Consider the following 14019-nt stretch of genomic DNA (forward strand, 5'->3'; position numbering starts at 1 on the left):
CCGGGGCCGGGGGCGCCGGTGGTGCGGCAGGCGGCGCGCCCATCGGCGGCGCGGGCGGCGGGGCCATCGGCGGCGCGGGCGGCGGGGCCAGCGGCTGCCCCCATGGCGGGACGGCGTTGGGCGGCGGGCTCTGGGGCCCGACGCAGATCACCGTGCAGCCGGGCATTCGCGTCGGGGCCTGCTGCGGCATGGGCGTCATCCACGGGAACATCGGCTGCTGACCGGGGCTCTGCGGCGCGGTGAGGTCGATCAGCGGCATACGCGCCAGGGGGTCGTCCGACGGCAGACCGTTGATGTTCATCGGCAGGTTCGGACCGAGCCCCTCGGCATGCTCGAGGTGCGCATCGGCGAGCGGAGGCGGCGGGCCCGTCATCGGAGGCAGGTCGACGGGAACCACGCCGGTGGCGTACGCCGAGGCCCAGCCCAGCACGTTCTGCGCGTACGCCATCGAGTTGTTGTAGCGCAGGATCGCGGCCATCACCTGCGACGGGTCGCGGAGGTTGAGGCCGCCGCTGCACAGATACCGTGCCGCGGCCAGGGTGGAGTCGAACAGATTCTGCGGATCGGCAACGCCGTCGCCTTTGCCGTCGGAGGCGTAGCGCGCCCAGGTGCCGGGCAGGAACTGCATTGGCCCCATCGCACGGGCGTAGGTGGGGCGATTGCCGACACTGCTCTGAAGGATGATCTCGTTGCCCGGCAGCGTGCCGTCCAGCGCGGGTCCATAGATGGGGACCACCGCCGTGCCGCGGGCGTCAACCGCCCCGCCGCCCGCGTGACCCGACTCGATGCGCCCGATCCCGGCCAGCAGGTTCCAGCTGACGCCGCAGCCTGGGGCGGCCGCCGCCATCTTCTGTTCGGCGTTGCGATACGCCGCCAGCGCGATGCTCGGAATGCCGAGCGCGCCGGGCGCATTGACGATCATCGGCTTCGGCGGTGCCGACAAGGCCGGCTCGGCGACGTGGAACGCGTTCGGCGAACGGTCGATGGAGACGACGGCCGGTCCCGAGAGATCGGGGACGGCGGGCGAGACCGCTGCCATCGGGGCGACATTCCGGTGCACCGGGGGGAGTTTCTCGGGGAGCGAGGGCGCGCCTCCGCTCACTGCTCCCGCGAAGACCAGGGGGGTGATGGCGGCTACGCCGAAGGCGCGCGTGCGCGTCACCTGAAGAGCTCGCTGCCGCTCCGCCGCGGCGGCCGGGCGTGGACCCCGGCGTCCCCCAATGCGCACTCGACCGTCCTAGGTATGTGAGCTGGTCAACTGCTTCTCAGCCGTGAACTAGATCACCATACATAACTCTTGTGACCAGAGTGGCGCAATGGTCTGAACTGGTTCTCAACCCGATTTCTTAGTCGCGCGGTCGGCGCCGTCACCGTCCGGCACCGCCCCGGAGTCCTCAGATTCGGCGTCCAAACCGGCCAGCAGCGAGCGCAGATCGTCGAGTTCGTGGCGCAGATACTCGCGGGTCACGACCTCGCCGACCGCAAGCCGGACCGCCGCCAGCTCGCGGGCCAGGAACTCGGTGTCGGCCTTGGTCTGCGCGGCGCGATGGCGGTCTTGTTCGAGGGCGACGCGGTCCCGGTTTTCCTGACGATTCTGGGCGAGCAGAATCAGCGGCGCCGCGTAGGCGGCCTGCGTGGAGAAGGCCAGGTTGAGCAGGATGAAGGGGTAGGGGTCCCAGCGCAGCCCCACGGCGAACAGGTTCACCGCGATCCACACGAACACGATGATCGTCTGCACCAGCAGGTAGCGGCCGGTGCCGAAGAAGCGGGCGATGGATTCGGTGATCTGGCCGACGGCCTCGGGGTCCAGGCGCAGCGAGTACCTGCGCGACGTCCGCGGGGTGTAGAGCCGGCGCGGGGCCGAGGACTTGCTCACGCGGATCCTCCCAGTTCTTCCAGCCGGCCGGCGGCGTCGAGCGCCTGCACATCCACCCGCCAGTCGTGCGGCAGCAAGTGATCGAGCAGATCGTCCACCGTCACCGCGCCCAACAGATGGTTTTGATCGTCGAGAACCGGACCGCACACCAGGTTGTACGCCGCCAGGTAGCGCGTCACGGCCCCCAGTGGAGTCTCCGGGGTCAGGGTGAGCAGGTCGCTGTCGACGATCCCGCCGACCAGTTCGGCCGGCGGTTCGCGAAGCAGCCGCTGTAGCTGCACGCAGCCCAAGTAGCGGCCGGTGGGCGTGGCCGTGGGCGGGCGCACCACGAACACCATGGACGAGAGGGCGGGGGTGAGGTCGGGGTCGCGGACCCGGGCCAGCGCCTCGGCGACCGACGTGTCGGGCGTCAACACCACCGGATCCGAGGTCATCAGGCCGCCCGCGGTGTCCGGCGAATGCGCCAGCAGCCGACGCACCGGCGCCGAATCGTCGGGGTCCATCCGCGTCAGCAGCATCTCGGCGTCCGTCGGATTCAGCACACCCAGCAAGTCGGCGGCATCGTCGGGGTCCATCTCCTCGAGGACGTCGGCGGAGCGTTCGGTGCCCAGCTCGGACAGCACGTCGGCTTGGTCCAGCTCGGGCAGCTCCTGCAGGACGTCCGCCAACCGGTCGTCGTCGAGCGCCTTGAGCACCTCGTAGCGGCGCTTGGGCGGCAGGCCCCGGATGGCGTCCGCGACATCCACCGCCTTCCAGCCCTCGAACTGGCTCAGCAGCTGCGCCACCCCCTGTCCCGGCAGCGCCAGGGCCGACGGGCTCAGGCCCTGCACGTGGTACCAATCCACGACATGCACGGGGCCACGGCGGCCCAGCCGCCGCTGGCTGCGTACGGCGACCCGGCTCACCATCCAGTCGCGGGTGCGGGTTTGTTCGATGCCCAGGTCCGTGATGATGACGTCCAGGCCGGCCAACTCCGGCAGCGCCGGATCGTTGACCTTGACCTGGGTGTCGAGCACCTGGCCGATCGCCAGCGCCTCGCCCGGGCGCTGTTCGAAGTGGCGTAGGGAGACGCTGCCGGTATTGAGCGTGACGGCCTCCGGCTCGATCGCGGCGACCCGGAGCATCGGGATGAAGATGCTGCGCCGCGTCGCCAGATCGACGACGAGTCCAAGGACGCGCGGTTGTTGACGCACGATGCTGATGCCGATCACGACATCGCGGATCCGGCCGAAGGATTCGCCGAGTGGACCTAGCACCAACATCCGCGAGAGCCGGGCGATGTATACCCTATTGACCGATGCCATGGGGAAAGCCTAGGCAGCCGACGTCGACTCGGCTGATGACGGCGGTGGCGAGTCGGTCACCGTGATGCTGCTAACGCGAGTGCAGCGCGAACATCATGACGATCAGGCTCACCACCAAGGTCGCGATGCCGATGACGATGCCGGCAACCGCGAGGCCGTAGCCGTCTTGCTGGGTGCGCTTGATTTGGTTGATCGCGACTGCGCCAAGCACGATCGCCACGATCGAGCCGATGCAGCAGCAGAACACGCCGGTGAACGACGAAATGAGCGACGCGATAGCGAGCTTGTTCGTCCCCGGTTTCACTCCGCTCGGTGATCCGTAGCCGCCGAGGTAGTCCGGTGCCGGGTAATAGCCGCCCGGGTAGGGCGGCGGCCCGTAGCCGCCGGGCGGAATGCCGTATTGGGCCGGCCCGGGCTGGTATGGCGGCGCGCCATAGCCCGACGGCTGGTCATATCCGGGCGGCGGCCCATATCCGGGTGGCGGCGGGTATTGGGCCGCATAACCGGGGTGGTATTCGGAGGGATAGCCCGGCGGTGGATATGCCGGCGGCGGATATTCAGGCGCCGCTCCGGGTGCCGGCGGTTCCCACGGGGTCTCTGGCGCGTCCGGGGCGTCGCCGCCGGTGGGGAATGGTTTGGCCTGGTCGTCGTGGGCGCGTTCGCCGAAGCCATCACCGGGCGCTGTCATGTTGTTCAACCTAGCCGATACGAAATCGGCGGAACGGCCCCGAATCGCCGCCGGCGGACGGACCGGGGGTGCCCTGTTTTCGCAGGTTGGCGAGCGGTCGCTGGATAGGCTAAGAAGGCCCGAGATGTGACCTTGGCCGGGGCGGAGGAGAATGAGCACCGATGACTAGTCCTTTCCAGCCCGGTCAAGTTCCCGGCGCGACCCCCCCGGGCGCGGCGGCGGGCCGCCGCGGCGTTCCCGGGCTGCCGACGCCGCCCAAGGGTTGGCCGGTCGGGTCGTACCCGACCTACGCCGAGGCGCAGCGCGCGGTTGACTATCTCTCCGACCAGGAGTTCCCGGTCCAGCAGGTGATCATCGTCGGCGTCGACCTGATGCAGGTCGAACGCGTGACGGGCAGGCTTTCGTGGCCCAAGGTGCTCGGCGGCGGTGTGCTGAGCGGCGCCTGGCTGGGGTTGTTCATCGGGTTGGTGCTCGGCTTCTTCAGCCCGAATCCGTGGGCGGCGCTTGCCACGGGGCTGGTCGCCGGGGTCTTCTTCGGGTTGATCACCTCCGCCGTGCCGTATGCGATGGCCCGCGGCACAAGGGATTTCAGTTCGACGATGCAATTGGTGGCCGGCCGCTACGACGTGCTCTGCGATCCGCAGAACGCGGAGAAGGCGCGGGACCTGTTGGCGCGCTTGGCGATTTGAGGCCGCGCGCGAAAGGTGTGAATTCAGTGCTGAATCGTCGTGGGCGCCTGCGACGGGCGGGCGCCATCGCGTTGGCGACGTTGACGATCACCTTGGCGGTGCCGGCGTGCGGGAACGCCGGCAACGGGGTGGTGATCACGTTCTTCACGCCGACCACCGACTCGGCCGCCTTCACCGCCGTCGCCCAAGAATGCACTAAGCAACTGGCGGGCCGGTTCGCCATCCAGCACGTGAGCCTGCCCAGGGGGCCCGGCGAACAGCGGGTGCAGCTGGCGCGGCGGCTGAGCGCGCACGACCGCGGCCTGGACGTGATGGCGCTGGACGTGGTGTGGACCGCGGAGTTCGCCGAGGCGGGTTGGGCCCTGCCGCTCTCCGATGACCCCGAGGGGAGGGCCGACGCCGACGCCAGCGTTGACACCCTGCCCGGTCCGTTGGCGACGGCGCGTTGGAAGCACCGGCTGTATGCCGCACCTGTCACCACCAATACCGAATTGCTCTGGTACCGGCCCGATTTGGTGGAGCAACCACCGGGGGACTGGGACGCGATGGTCGCCGAGGCCGCCCGGCTGCACGCCGATGGCCAGCCCTCTTGGATCGCCGTGCAGGCCAACGAGGGTGAGGGCCTGGTGGTGTGGTTCAACACGCTGCTGGTCAGCGGCGGCGGTCAGGTGCTCTCCGAGGACGGCCGCCAGGTCACGTTGACCGACACCCCCGCACACCGGGCCGCGACGGTCAACGCGCTGCGCATCCTCAAGGCGGTGGCCACGGCCCCGGGTGCCGACCCCTCGATCACCCGGACCGACGAGGGCACGGCGCGGCTGGCGGTCGAACAGGGCAAGGCCGCACTGGAGGTCAACTGGCCGTACGTGCTGGCCTCCATGCTGGAGAACGCGGTCAAGGGTGGCGTCCCGTTCCTGCCGCTGAACACCGATCCGGCGCTGGCCGGCAGCATCAACGACGTCGGCACGTTCATGCCCAGCGACGAGCAGTTCCGCATCGCCTATACCGCCAGCCAGAAGGTCTTCGGTTTCGCGCCGTATCCCAGCGTGGCGCCGCCCCGGCCGGCCAAGGTGACGATCGGCGGGCTGAACCTCGCGGTGGCCAGCACCACCCGCCACCGCGCGGAGGCATTCGAGGCGCTGCGCTGTCTGCGCAGCCTGCAGAGCCAGAAGTACGTCTCGATGGAAGGCGGCCTGCCCGCGGTGCGGACGTCGTTGTACTCCGACCCGCAGTTCCAGGCCAAGTATCCGATGTACACGGTCATTCGCCGGCAGCTCACCGACGCCGCAGTGCGGCCGGCGACGCCGGTATATCAGGCGTTGTCGCTCCGACTGTCCGCCACGCTGAGCCCCATCACCCGAATCGACCCGGAGCGGACGGCCGACGAGCTCACCGCACAGGCGCAGAAGGCCATCGACGGCAAGGGGCTGTTGCCGTGACCGCCACGGCCGTGGAGCCCCAGCGGGCCGCCGTCGCGGCGCGGACCCGGACCCGAAACCGGTTGTCGGAACGGCGACTTGCCTTCGTCCTCGTGGCGCCCGCGGCGCTGTTGATGCTCGCGGTGACGGCCTACCCAATCGGCTACGCGGTGTGGCTGAGCCTGCAGCGTAACAACCTCGCCACCCCCAACGACACCGCCTTCGTCGGGTTGAGCAACTACCAGACCATCCTGACCGACCGGTATTGGTGGACCGCGTTGGCGGTAACCCTGTCCATCGCAGCGGTTTCCGTGTCACTCGAGTTCGTGTTGGGTCTCGCGCTGGCGTTGGTGATGCACCGCACCCTGGTCGGCAGGGGGCTGGTGCGTACCGCGGTCCTCGTCCCGTACGGCATCGTCACCGTGGTCGCGTCGTATAGCTGGTACTACGCTTGGACACCGGGCACCGGCTACCTGGCCAACCTGTTGCCACACGGCAGCGCTCCCTTGACCCAGCAGATACCGTCGCTGGGCATCGTCGTCCTCGCCGAGGTTTGGAAGACGACGCCGTTCATGTCGCTGCTGTTGTTGGCCGGGCTGGCGATGGTGCCCGAGGACCTGCTCAAGGCGGCCCAAGTCGACGGTGCCGGGCCGTGGCGGCGGCTGATCCGCGTCACCCTGCCCATCATCAAGCCGGCGGTCGTCGTCGCGTTGCTGTTCCGCACGCTGGACGCCTTCCGCATCTTCGACAACATCTACGTGCTCACCGACGGCGCCAACAACACCGATTCGGTGTCAATCCTGGGCTATGACAACCTGTTCAAGGGTTTCAACGTCGGACTGGGCTCGGCGATCAGCGTGCTGATCTTCCTCTGCGTGGGCATCATCGCGTTGGTTTACATCAAAGTGTTCGGCGCGGCCGCGCCCGGTGGTGACCTCGATGGCCGCTGAACAAGGATGGGCCCCGCGGGCCGCGGTTTGGGCCGTTCTCGACGCCGTGGTGGTGGTCTACGCACTTGTACCGGTGTTGTGGATCCTCAGCCTCTCGCTCAAGCCCACGTCAACGGTCAAGGACGGCAAGCTGATTCCGTCGTCGGTGTCCTTCGAGAACTACCGTGGCATCTTCCGGGGGGACCTGTTCGGTGCGGCGCTGGTGAACTCGATCGGGATCGGATTGATCACCACCGCGATCGCGGTGGTGCTCGGCGCGATGGCGGCCTACGCGATCGCCCGGCTCAGCTTTCCGGGCAAGCGCGTTTTGATCGGCGCGACCCTGTTGGTCACCATGTTCCCCGCCATCTCGCTAGTCACCCCGCTGTTCAACATCGAACGCTTCGTCGGACTGTTCGACACCTGGCCCGGCCTGATCCTGCCTTACATCACCTTCGCTCTGCCGCTTGCCATCTACACGTTGTCGGCATTCTTCCGGGAGATTCCGTGGGACCTGGAAAAGGCCGCCAAAATGGACGGCGCCACACCTGCCCAGGCGTTCCGCAAGGTGATCGTCCCACTGGCCGCTCCCGGGGTGGTGACGGCGGCCATCCTGGTGTTCATCTTCGCCTGGAACGACCTCCTGCTGGCGCTGTCGCTGACCGCCACAAAGGCGGCGATCACGGCGCCGGTCGCGATCGCGAACTTCGGTGGCAGTTCGCAATTCGAGGAGCCGACCGGGTCGATCGCGGCCGGCGCAGTGGTGATCACGGTCCCGATCATCCTGTTTGTTCTAATCTTCCAACGTCGAATCATCGCCGGGTTGACGTCTGGCGCGGTGAAGGGATAGCCCGATGGCCGAGATTGTGCTGGACCATGTCAGTAAGAGCTACCCGGACGGCGCCATGGCGGTGAATGACCTCAGCATCACCATCGCCGACGGCGAATTCCTCATCCTGGTGGGACCTTCGGGCTGCGGCAAAACGACGACGCTGAACATGATTGCCGGCCTTGAGGACATCTCCTCCGGGGAGCTGCGCATCGGCGGCGAGCGTGTGAACGAGAAGGCGCCCAAGGACCGCGACATCGCGATGGTCTTCCAGTCTTACGCGCTCTACCCGCACATGACCGTGCGGCAGAACATCGCGTTTCCCCTGACGCTGGCCAAGATGAAGAAAGCGGAGATCGCCCAGAAGGTGGAGGAGACCGCCAAAACCCTTGACCTGACCGAACTGCTGGACCGTAAACCCTCGCAACTGTCGGGCGGGCAGCGACAGCGGGTAGCAATGGGCCGGGCGATCGTGCGGCACCCCAAGGCCTTCTTGATGGACGAGCCGCTGTCCAACCTGGATGCCAAGCTGCGCGTCCAGATGCGAGGCGAGATCGCACGCCTACAGAAGCGACTCGGCACCACCACCGTCTACGTCACCCATGACCAGACCGAGGCGATGACCCTGGGAGACCGGGTGGTGGTGATGCACGGCGGCGTGGCGCAACAGATCGGGACCCCGGACGAACTTTACGAACACCCCGCCAACCTGTTCGTCGCGGGCTTCATCGGCTCGCCCGCGATGAACTTCTTCCCGGCCACGTTGACCACCATCGGGCTGAAGCTGCCGTTCGGGGAAGTGATGCTGGCACCCGGAGTCCAACAGGTGATCTCCCAGCACGCGGCGCCGGAGAACGTCATCGTCGGGGTGCGGCCCGAGCATCTGCACGATGCCGCGTTGATCGACGGGTATCAGCGCATCAGGGCGCTCACCTTCGAGGTGAAGGTCGACCTGGTCGAGTCGTTGGGCGCCGACAAGTTCGTGTACTTCTCCACCGCGGGGTGGGCCGCGCATTCCGCGCAGTTGGACGAGCTTGCCGCCGAAGGCGATGCACACGAAAACCAGTTCGTCGCAAGAGTTCCCGCGGAATCCAAGGCGGCGATGGGCCAGTCGATCGAGTTGGCGTTCGATACCACGAAGTTGGCCGTCTTCGACGCGGGCTCCGGAGCCAACTTCACCGTTGCGCCGGCTGGGGAGCGGTGACCCCGATCCTGGACCAGGTGCGAACGCACCTGCGTCGCCACTTCGCCGACACCGAGCCCAATGCCGACACCGAGCCCGATTCGGCGAGCGTGACCTTCCTGGGCGCCGAGCCCATCGAGGTGTTGCGTTTCCGCGGCGGCGACGGGTTGGTCCACTACGTGACGCTGGGCTGTTCCCGCTACCCGATGACCGACCCCACGCAGCTCGTCGACGACCAGACGCGGGGCCCGCGCGCCGAAGTCGTCCTGCGCCTGCGTGATCCGGGACCCGTCACCGGCATCGCGCGCAGCCTGGCGGTCCTGGCCGCGACGCCGGCCGTCGAGGGTCTGGTGCTGACCGCCGACGCGTTGGTCGACCTCGGCACGCCGCTATGGGCGCGGGCCGCCGGGCGGGTGCCGTTCACCGCGGTGTTGTTGGGTCCCAGCGACATCGACGATCTGCCGCTGGAACCGCCGCGCGACCCGGTGCAATTCTTCTCGGCGACCCCCATCACGGCGACCGAGGCGGCGTGGGTGCGGCTCAAGGGAGCCGAGGCAATGCGGGAGGCCTGGCAGAACGACGGGGTGGACGTGCTTAATCCCGATCGGCCTGCCGCGCAACCGCGTTGACCTGGCGTTCAGCGTGGACGCCCTCAAATCGCCAGGCGCACAATGAAAAGCGCGGCTAGAGCCAGTTGTTGCGCCGGAACTGGAAGTACAAGGCCAGACAGGCCAGCGTCATCGCGGCCATGATTCCCGGATAACCCCATGTCCAGTTCAGCTCGGGCATGAAGTGGAAGTTCATCCCGTAGATCGCGGCGACCATCGTGGGCACCGCCAGGATGCCGGCCCAGGCCGCCATCTTGCGCATGTCGTTATTCTGCTGCATCCCGACCCTGGCCAGCGCGGCCTGTATCAGCGAGTTCAGCATGTCGTCATAGCTGGAGATCTGGTCGGCGGCCTGGGATTGATGGTCGGAGACGTCGCGCAGGTAGCGGCGCACCTCTTTGGAGATGAGGTCCTTGTTCTCGACCTGAATGCGGTGGAATGCCACGGACAGCGGGCCGACGCACCTGCGCAGTTCGACGACCTCACGCTTGAGCAGGTAGATCGGTTCGACGTCGATCTTGCTGCCCGGCGCGAACGCCACTTCCTCGATGCTGTCGATGTCGGATTCGATCAGGCTGCTCACCTCGAGGTAGTGGTCCACCACGTCGTCGGCGATGGCGTGCATCACCGCGAACGGGCCCAGCCGCAACTGCTCGGGGTCGGCGTCCATCCGCTTGCGCACCTCGGAAAGGCCGCCGTGCTCGCCGTGGCGCACCGTGATCACGAAGTCCTTGCCGACGAAGACCATGATCTCGCCGGTCTCCACGATCTGACGGGCCGCCACCACCGATTCGTGTGGGACGTAGGTGACCGTCTTGAGGACCAAGAACACCGTGTCGTCATAGCGCTCCAGCTTGGGTCGCTGGTGGGCGCAGACGGCGTCCTCGACGGCCAGCGGGTGCATGCCGAAAAGGTCCGCGACTTCCTGCATCTCGGCGAGGTCGGGTTCGCGCAGGCCGACCCAGACGAAAGCGTCGTGTCCGAGCAGTTCGATCTCGCGCACCTTGTCGCGGGCGGCGTCATAGCTGAATTTTCCCGGCAGCCGGTGGCCTTCGGCGTACACGGCGCAGTCGACCAACGTCTCGTTCGGGGAGTGCGGTCGCGGCTCGGGTTGCGGGGGGCGCGGTTCGTGCGCGAGCGGCCGAAGCGCCTCGGGCAGTGCGTCAAAACCCTGGAACACATCCACCTCCGATCGCAGCGCAGGTCTGACCAGGCGGTGCTCCATGCTACGCGTCCCGTCTTACCGAAGGGCGACGATCCGTTTGCCGGGAAAACGGTCGGGTATTGGACCGGAGGTTGGCGGCCCGCAACGGTGCGCTAGTTTCGTGGCCGAGACCCGAACTGCACGACTACCTCCACAAGGAGCATTTCGACGTGAGCGCAAGTCCACTCAAGGTCGCCGTCACCGGTGCCGCCGGCCAGATCGGCTACAGCCTGTTGTTCCGCCTGGCGAGCGGCTCGCTGCTGGGCCCCGACCGCCCGATCGAGCTGCGGCTGCTCGAGATCGAGCCCGCGCTCAAGGCGCTCGAGGGTGTCGTGATGGAGCTCGACGACTGCGCGTTCCCGCTGCTCGCCGGGGTGGAGATCGGCGCGGACGCGAACAAGATCTTCGACGGTGTGAATCTGGCGCTCTTGGTCGGCGCGCGGCCCCGCGGCCCGGGCATGGAGCGCAGCGATCTGCTGGAGGCCAACGGCGCGATCTTCACCGCGCAGGGCAAGGCCCTCAACTCCGTCGCCGCCGACGACGTACGCATCGGCGTGACCGGCAACCCGGCCAACACGAACGCGCTGATCGCGCTGAGCAACGCCCCCGACATCCCCAAGGAGCGGTTCTCCGCACTGACCCGCCTGGACCACAACCGGGCCATCTCGCAGCTGGCCAAGAAGACCGGCGCGAAGGTCACCGACATCAAGAAGATGACGATCTGGGGCAACCACTCCGCCACCCAGTACCCCGACATCTTCCACGCCGAGGTCGGCGGCAAGAACGCCGCCGAGGTGGTCAACGACCAGAACTGGATCGAGAACGACTTCATCCCGACGGTCGCCAAGCGCGGTGCCGCGATCATCGACGCGCGCGGCGCCTCCTCGGCCGCCTCGGCCGCGTCGGCGACCATCGATGCCGCCCGTTCCTGGCTGCTGGGCAGCCCCGACGGTGACTGGGTGTCGATGGCGGTCTTCTCCGACGGCTCCTACGGGGTGCCGGAGGGCATCGTGTCGTCGTTCCCGGTGACCACCAAGGACGGCGACTGGTCGATCGTGCAGGGACTGGAGATCGACGACTTCTCCCGCGGCCGCATCGACAAGTCGACCGCCGAGCTGGTCGACGAGCGCAACGCGGTGACCGAGCTCGGTCTGATCTGACGCCGAAATCCTTCTCGAAAGGATTAGGCCTACTAATCGGTAGTCAGTACCCTGGGGCGCGTGTCCGAGTTGATTGAATCGATACAGACGCTCGCCGAGCCCGGTGCGATCACCGACGCCGAGATCTTCGAGGCACACGTAGGCGGCAAGCTTTTCGTGGGCCCGAAGGCCCCGTTGGACACCCAGCGCGCGTTGTCCATCGCCTACACCCCAGGTGTGGCTCAGGTCAGTCGCGCGATCGCCGCCGATCCCACCCAGGCCGCCCGCTACACGTGGGCGAACCGGCTGGTCGCCGTCGTCAGCGACGGCAGCGCGGTGCTCGGCCTCGGTGACATCGGACCCGCGGCGTCGCTGCCGGTGATGGAGGGCAAGTGCGCCCTGTTCCAGGCCTACGGCGGGCTGAACGCGATCCCGATCGTCCTGGACACCAAGGATCCGGACGAGATCGTGGAAACCCTGGTGCGACTGCGCCCCACGTTCGGCGCCGTCAACTTGGAGGACATCTCCGCGCCGCGCTGCTTCGAGATCGAGCGGCGGGTGATCGAGGCGCTGGACTGCCCGGTGATGCACGACGACCAGCACGGCACGGCGATCGTCGCCCTGGCCGCGCTCATGGGCGCCAGCAAGCTGCTCGGCCGCGACATGACGTCGCTGCGGGTGGTGGTCTCCGGCGCCGGGGCCGCGGGCGTCGCCTGCACGAATCTGCTTTTGGCGATGGGTGTTTCGGACATCACCGTGCTCGACTCGCGCGGGATTCTGCACGCCGGGCGCGACGACATGAACAGCGTGAAGAGACTGCTGGCGCAGCGCACCAACCCTGCCGGACTCACCGGCAGCATCGCCGAAGCGCTGCGGGGTGCGGACGTGTTCCTCGGCGTGTCCGGAGGCGTGGTGCCGGAGGAAATGATCGCCACCATGGCGCCGAACGCGATCGTCTTCGCCCTGTCGAACCCCGACCCGGAGATCCACCCGCAGATCGCGGCCCGGTACGCCGCCGTGGTGGCCACCGGGCGCAGCGACTTCCCCAACCAGATCAACAACGTGCTGGCCTTCCCCGGAGTGTTTCGGGGGGCACTGGATGCCGGCGCGCGCCGGATCACCGAAAAGATGATGGTGGCCGCGGCCGAGGCGATCTTCTCGGTCGTCAGCGATGACCTGGCTTTCGACCGGATTGTCCCGAGCCCGCTGGACCTGCGTGTCGGGAATGCGGTCGCCACGGCGGTGGCGCTGGCCGCAGATCCCGCAGACATCGCGGGGTGAAAACGGGCTGGCTGGCGGCGCCGCTGGTCGCCGCCCTGCTCGCCGCGGCCTCCTGCGGCACGGACGCCGGTGAGCACCGAGCCCGCCCGGAACTCGTGGTCGGCTCGGCGGCGGATGCTGAGTCGACGCTGCTGGCCGGCGTCTATGTGGCCGCGCTGCGGTCCTATGGCTTCGCGGCGCGCGCCGAAACCGCGGACGATCCGATGGCGCGCCTGGACGCGGGCGTCTTCACCGTCGTCCCGGCCCTGACCGGACGCAAGCTGGAGAGCCTGCAGCCCGGCGCGGTGGCGATGTCCGACACCGACGTCTACCGCGCGATGGTGGCCGCGCTACCCGAGGGCGTCGCGGCGGGCGACTACACGACGGCCGCGGAGGACAAGCCCGTGCTGCTGGTGGCCGGGGCCACCGCGAAGGCATGGGGCGGCAGCGACGTCAGCGCCGACCTGAGCACCCTGCCGAAGCACTGCGCCGGCCTGGTCGTCGGAATCGTCACCGGACGCCAAGCCCCGTCGGCCGTGGGTTCCTGCCGGCTGCCGAGTCCGCGCGAATTCCCCGACGAGACAACGATGTTCGCCGCGGTGAAGGCCGGTCAACTGACCGCGGGGTGGACGACGACCGCCGACCCCGGCCTGCCCGCCGACCTGGTCACGCTCGTCGACGGCAAGCCCGCGCTGATCCGGGCCGAGAACGTGGTGCCGCTGTATCGCCGCAACGCGCTGAGCGATCGGCAGCTGTTGGCGATCAACGAAGTGGCCGGCGTGCTCGACACCGCGGCCCTCGTCGACATGCGCCGCCAGGTGGCCGGGGGAGCCGACCCGCAGGCGGTGGCCGGCGGGTGGTTGGCGGAGCACCCGCTGGGGCGGTGACGGGT

14 protein-coding genes are annotated in these 14019 nt (G+C 68.2%); 9 read left to right on the forward strand and 5 right to left on the reverse strand.

Features of this window, described 5'->3' with window-relative positions; genetic code table 11:
- The 4 genes from BRW65_RS26545 to BRW65_RS26560 all read right to left on the reverse strand — a co-directional run.
- On the reverse strand, positions 1–1228 hold a 1228-nt coding region (locus BRW65_RS26545; protein WP_073879862.1), incomplete at its 3' end, for a lytic transglycosylase domain-containing protein.
- Between the two features lie 105 nt (positions 1229–1333).
- Positions 1334–1876 carry a DUF1003 domain-containing protein gene (locus tag BRW65_RS26550; protein WP_073879792.1) on the reverse strand — a complete coding sequence of 181 codons (543 nt, stop codon included), beginning with the start codon at positions 1874–1876 and terminating at the stop codon, positions 1334–1336.
- The gene (locus BRW65_RS26555) at positions 1873–3180 is read right to left on the reverse strand and encodes a magnesium transporter MgtE N-terminal domain-containing protein (protein WP_073879794.1); all 1308 of its coding nucleotides are present in this window, start codon (positions 3178–3180) and stop codon (positions 1873–1875) included. Before BRW65_RS26555 ends, BRW65_RS26550 begins: the two co-directional genes overlap by 4 nt.
- A gap of 70 nt (positions 3181–3250) precedes the next feature.
- Positions 3251–3868, reverse strand: a complete 618-nt coding sequence (locus BRW65_RS26560; RefSeq protein WP_073879796.1) for a DUF4190 domain-containing protein — start codon at positions 3866–3868, stop codon at positions 3251–3253.
- Between the two features lie 161 nt (positions 3869–4029).
- On the opposite strand from BRW65_RS26560, the gene BRW65_RS26565 reads away from it, so the two are divergent.
- The 6 genes from BRW65_RS26565 to BRW65_RS26590 are packed head-to-tail and all read left to right on the forward strand — an operon-like array spanning position 4030 to position 9545.
- Positions 4030–4557, forward strand: coding sequence for a general stress protein (locus BRW65_RS26565; RefSeq protein WP_073879798.1), 528 nt, complete (start codon positions 4030–4032; stop codon positions 4555–4557).
- A 26-nt stretch (positions 4558–4583) separates the two neighbouring features.
- Entirely contained in the window at positions 4584–5996 is a 1413-nt protein-coding gene (locus BRW65_RS26570) for an extracellular solute-binding protein (protein ID WP_073879864.1), read from the forward strand.
- Positions 5993–6925, forward strand: coding sequence for a carbohydrate ABC transporter permease (locus BRW65_RS26575; protein WP_139273244.1), 933 nt, complete (start codon positions 5993–5995; stop codon positions 6923–6925). Before BRW65_RS26570 ends, BRW65_RS26575 begins: the two co-directional genes overlap by 4 nt.
- On the forward strand, positions 6915–7754 hold the full coding sequence (locus BRW65_RS26580) for a carbohydrate ABC transporter permease (protein WP_073879866.1): 840 nt from the start codon (positions 6915–6917) through the stop codon (positions 7752–7754). The genes BRW65_RS26575 and BRW65_RS26580 overlap by 11 nt, the downstream gene beginning before the upstream one ends.
- A gap of 4 nt (positions 7755–7758) precedes the next feature.
- Positions 7759–8937: an ABC transporter ATP-binding protein gene (locus BRW65_RS26585; RefSeq protein ID WP_073879800.1), complete on the forward strand. Its 1179-nt coding sequence runs from the start codon at positions 7759–7761 to the stop codon at positions 8935–8937.
- Entirely contained in the window at positions 8934–9545 is a 612-nt protein-coding gene (locus BRW65_RS26590; RefSeq protein WP_073879802.1) for a suppressor of fused domain protein, read from the forward strand. The genes BRW65_RS26585 and BRW65_RS26590 overlap by 4 nt, the downstream gene beginning before the upstream one ends.
- A 55-nt stretch (positions 9546–9600) precedes the next feature.
- On the opposite strand, the gene corA is transcribed toward BRW65_RS26590, so the two are convergent.
- Entirely contained in the window at positions 9601–10704 is a 1104-nt protein-coding gene (gene corA, locus BRW65_RS26595) for a magnesium/cobalt transporter CorA (protein ID WP_073879872.1), read from the reverse strand.
- 194 nt (positions 10705–10898) lie between these two features.
- On the opposite strand from corA, the gene BRW65_RS26600 reads away from it, so the two are divergent.
- Genes BRW65_RS26600 through BRW65_RS26610 form a run of 3 tightly spaced genes read left to right on the forward strand, consistent with a single transcriptional unit; the run spans position 10899 to position 14014 of the window.
- Complete coding sequence (locus BRW65_RS26600) at positions 10899–11888, forward strand: malate dehydrogenase (RefSeq protein ID WP_073879870.1); 990 nt, start codon at positions 10899–10901, stop codon at positions 11886–11888.
- 60 nt (positions 11889–11948) lie between these two features.
- On the forward strand, positions 11949–13148 hold the full coding sequence (locus tag BRW65_RS26605) for an NAD(P)-dependent malic enzyme (RefSeq protein ID WP_073879804.1): 1200 nt from the start codon (positions 11949–11951) through the stop codon (positions 13146–13148).
- Positions 13145–14014, forward strand: coding sequence for a glycine betaine ABC transporter substrate-binding protein (locus BRW65_RS26610; RefSeq protein ID WP_073879806.1), 870 nt, complete (start codon positions 13145–13147; stop codon positions 14012–14014). The genes BRW65_RS26605 and BRW65_RS26610 overlap by 4 nt, the downstream gene beginning before the upstream one ends.
- Positions 14015–14019 lie beyond the last annotated feature (5 nt).

It is taken from the genome of Mycobacterium paraffinicum (assembly GCF_001907675.1).
In the GTDB taxonomy this organism is placed as follows: Bacteria; Actinomycetota; Actinomycetes; order Mycobacteriales; family Mycobacteriaceae; genus Mycobacterium; species Mycobacterium paraffinicum_A.

Excerpts from the sequence above, each read along its gene's own strand:
- BRW65_RS26560 (WP_073879796.1), bottom strand. The coding sequence starts at position 3,868 with ATGACAGCGCCCGGTGATGGCTTCGGCGAACGCGCCCACGACGACCAG.
- BRW65_RS26585 (WP_073879800.1), top strand. The coding sequence starts at position 7,759 with ATGGCCGAGATTGTGCTGGACCATGTCAGTAAGAGCTACCCGGACGGC.
- BRW65_RS26580 (WP_073879866.1), top strand. The coding sequence starts at position 6,915 with ATGGCCGCTGAACAAGGATGGGCCCCGCGGGCCGCGGTTTGGGCCGTT.
- BRW65_RS26555 (WP_073879794.1), bottom strand. The coding sequence starts at position 3,180 with ATGGCATCGGTCAATAGGGTATACATCGCCCGGCTCTCGCGGATGTTG.
- BRW65_RS26565 (WP_073879798.1), top strand. The coding sequence starts at position 4,030 with ATGACTAGTCCTTTCCAGCCCGGTCAAGTTCCCGGCGCGACCCCCCCG.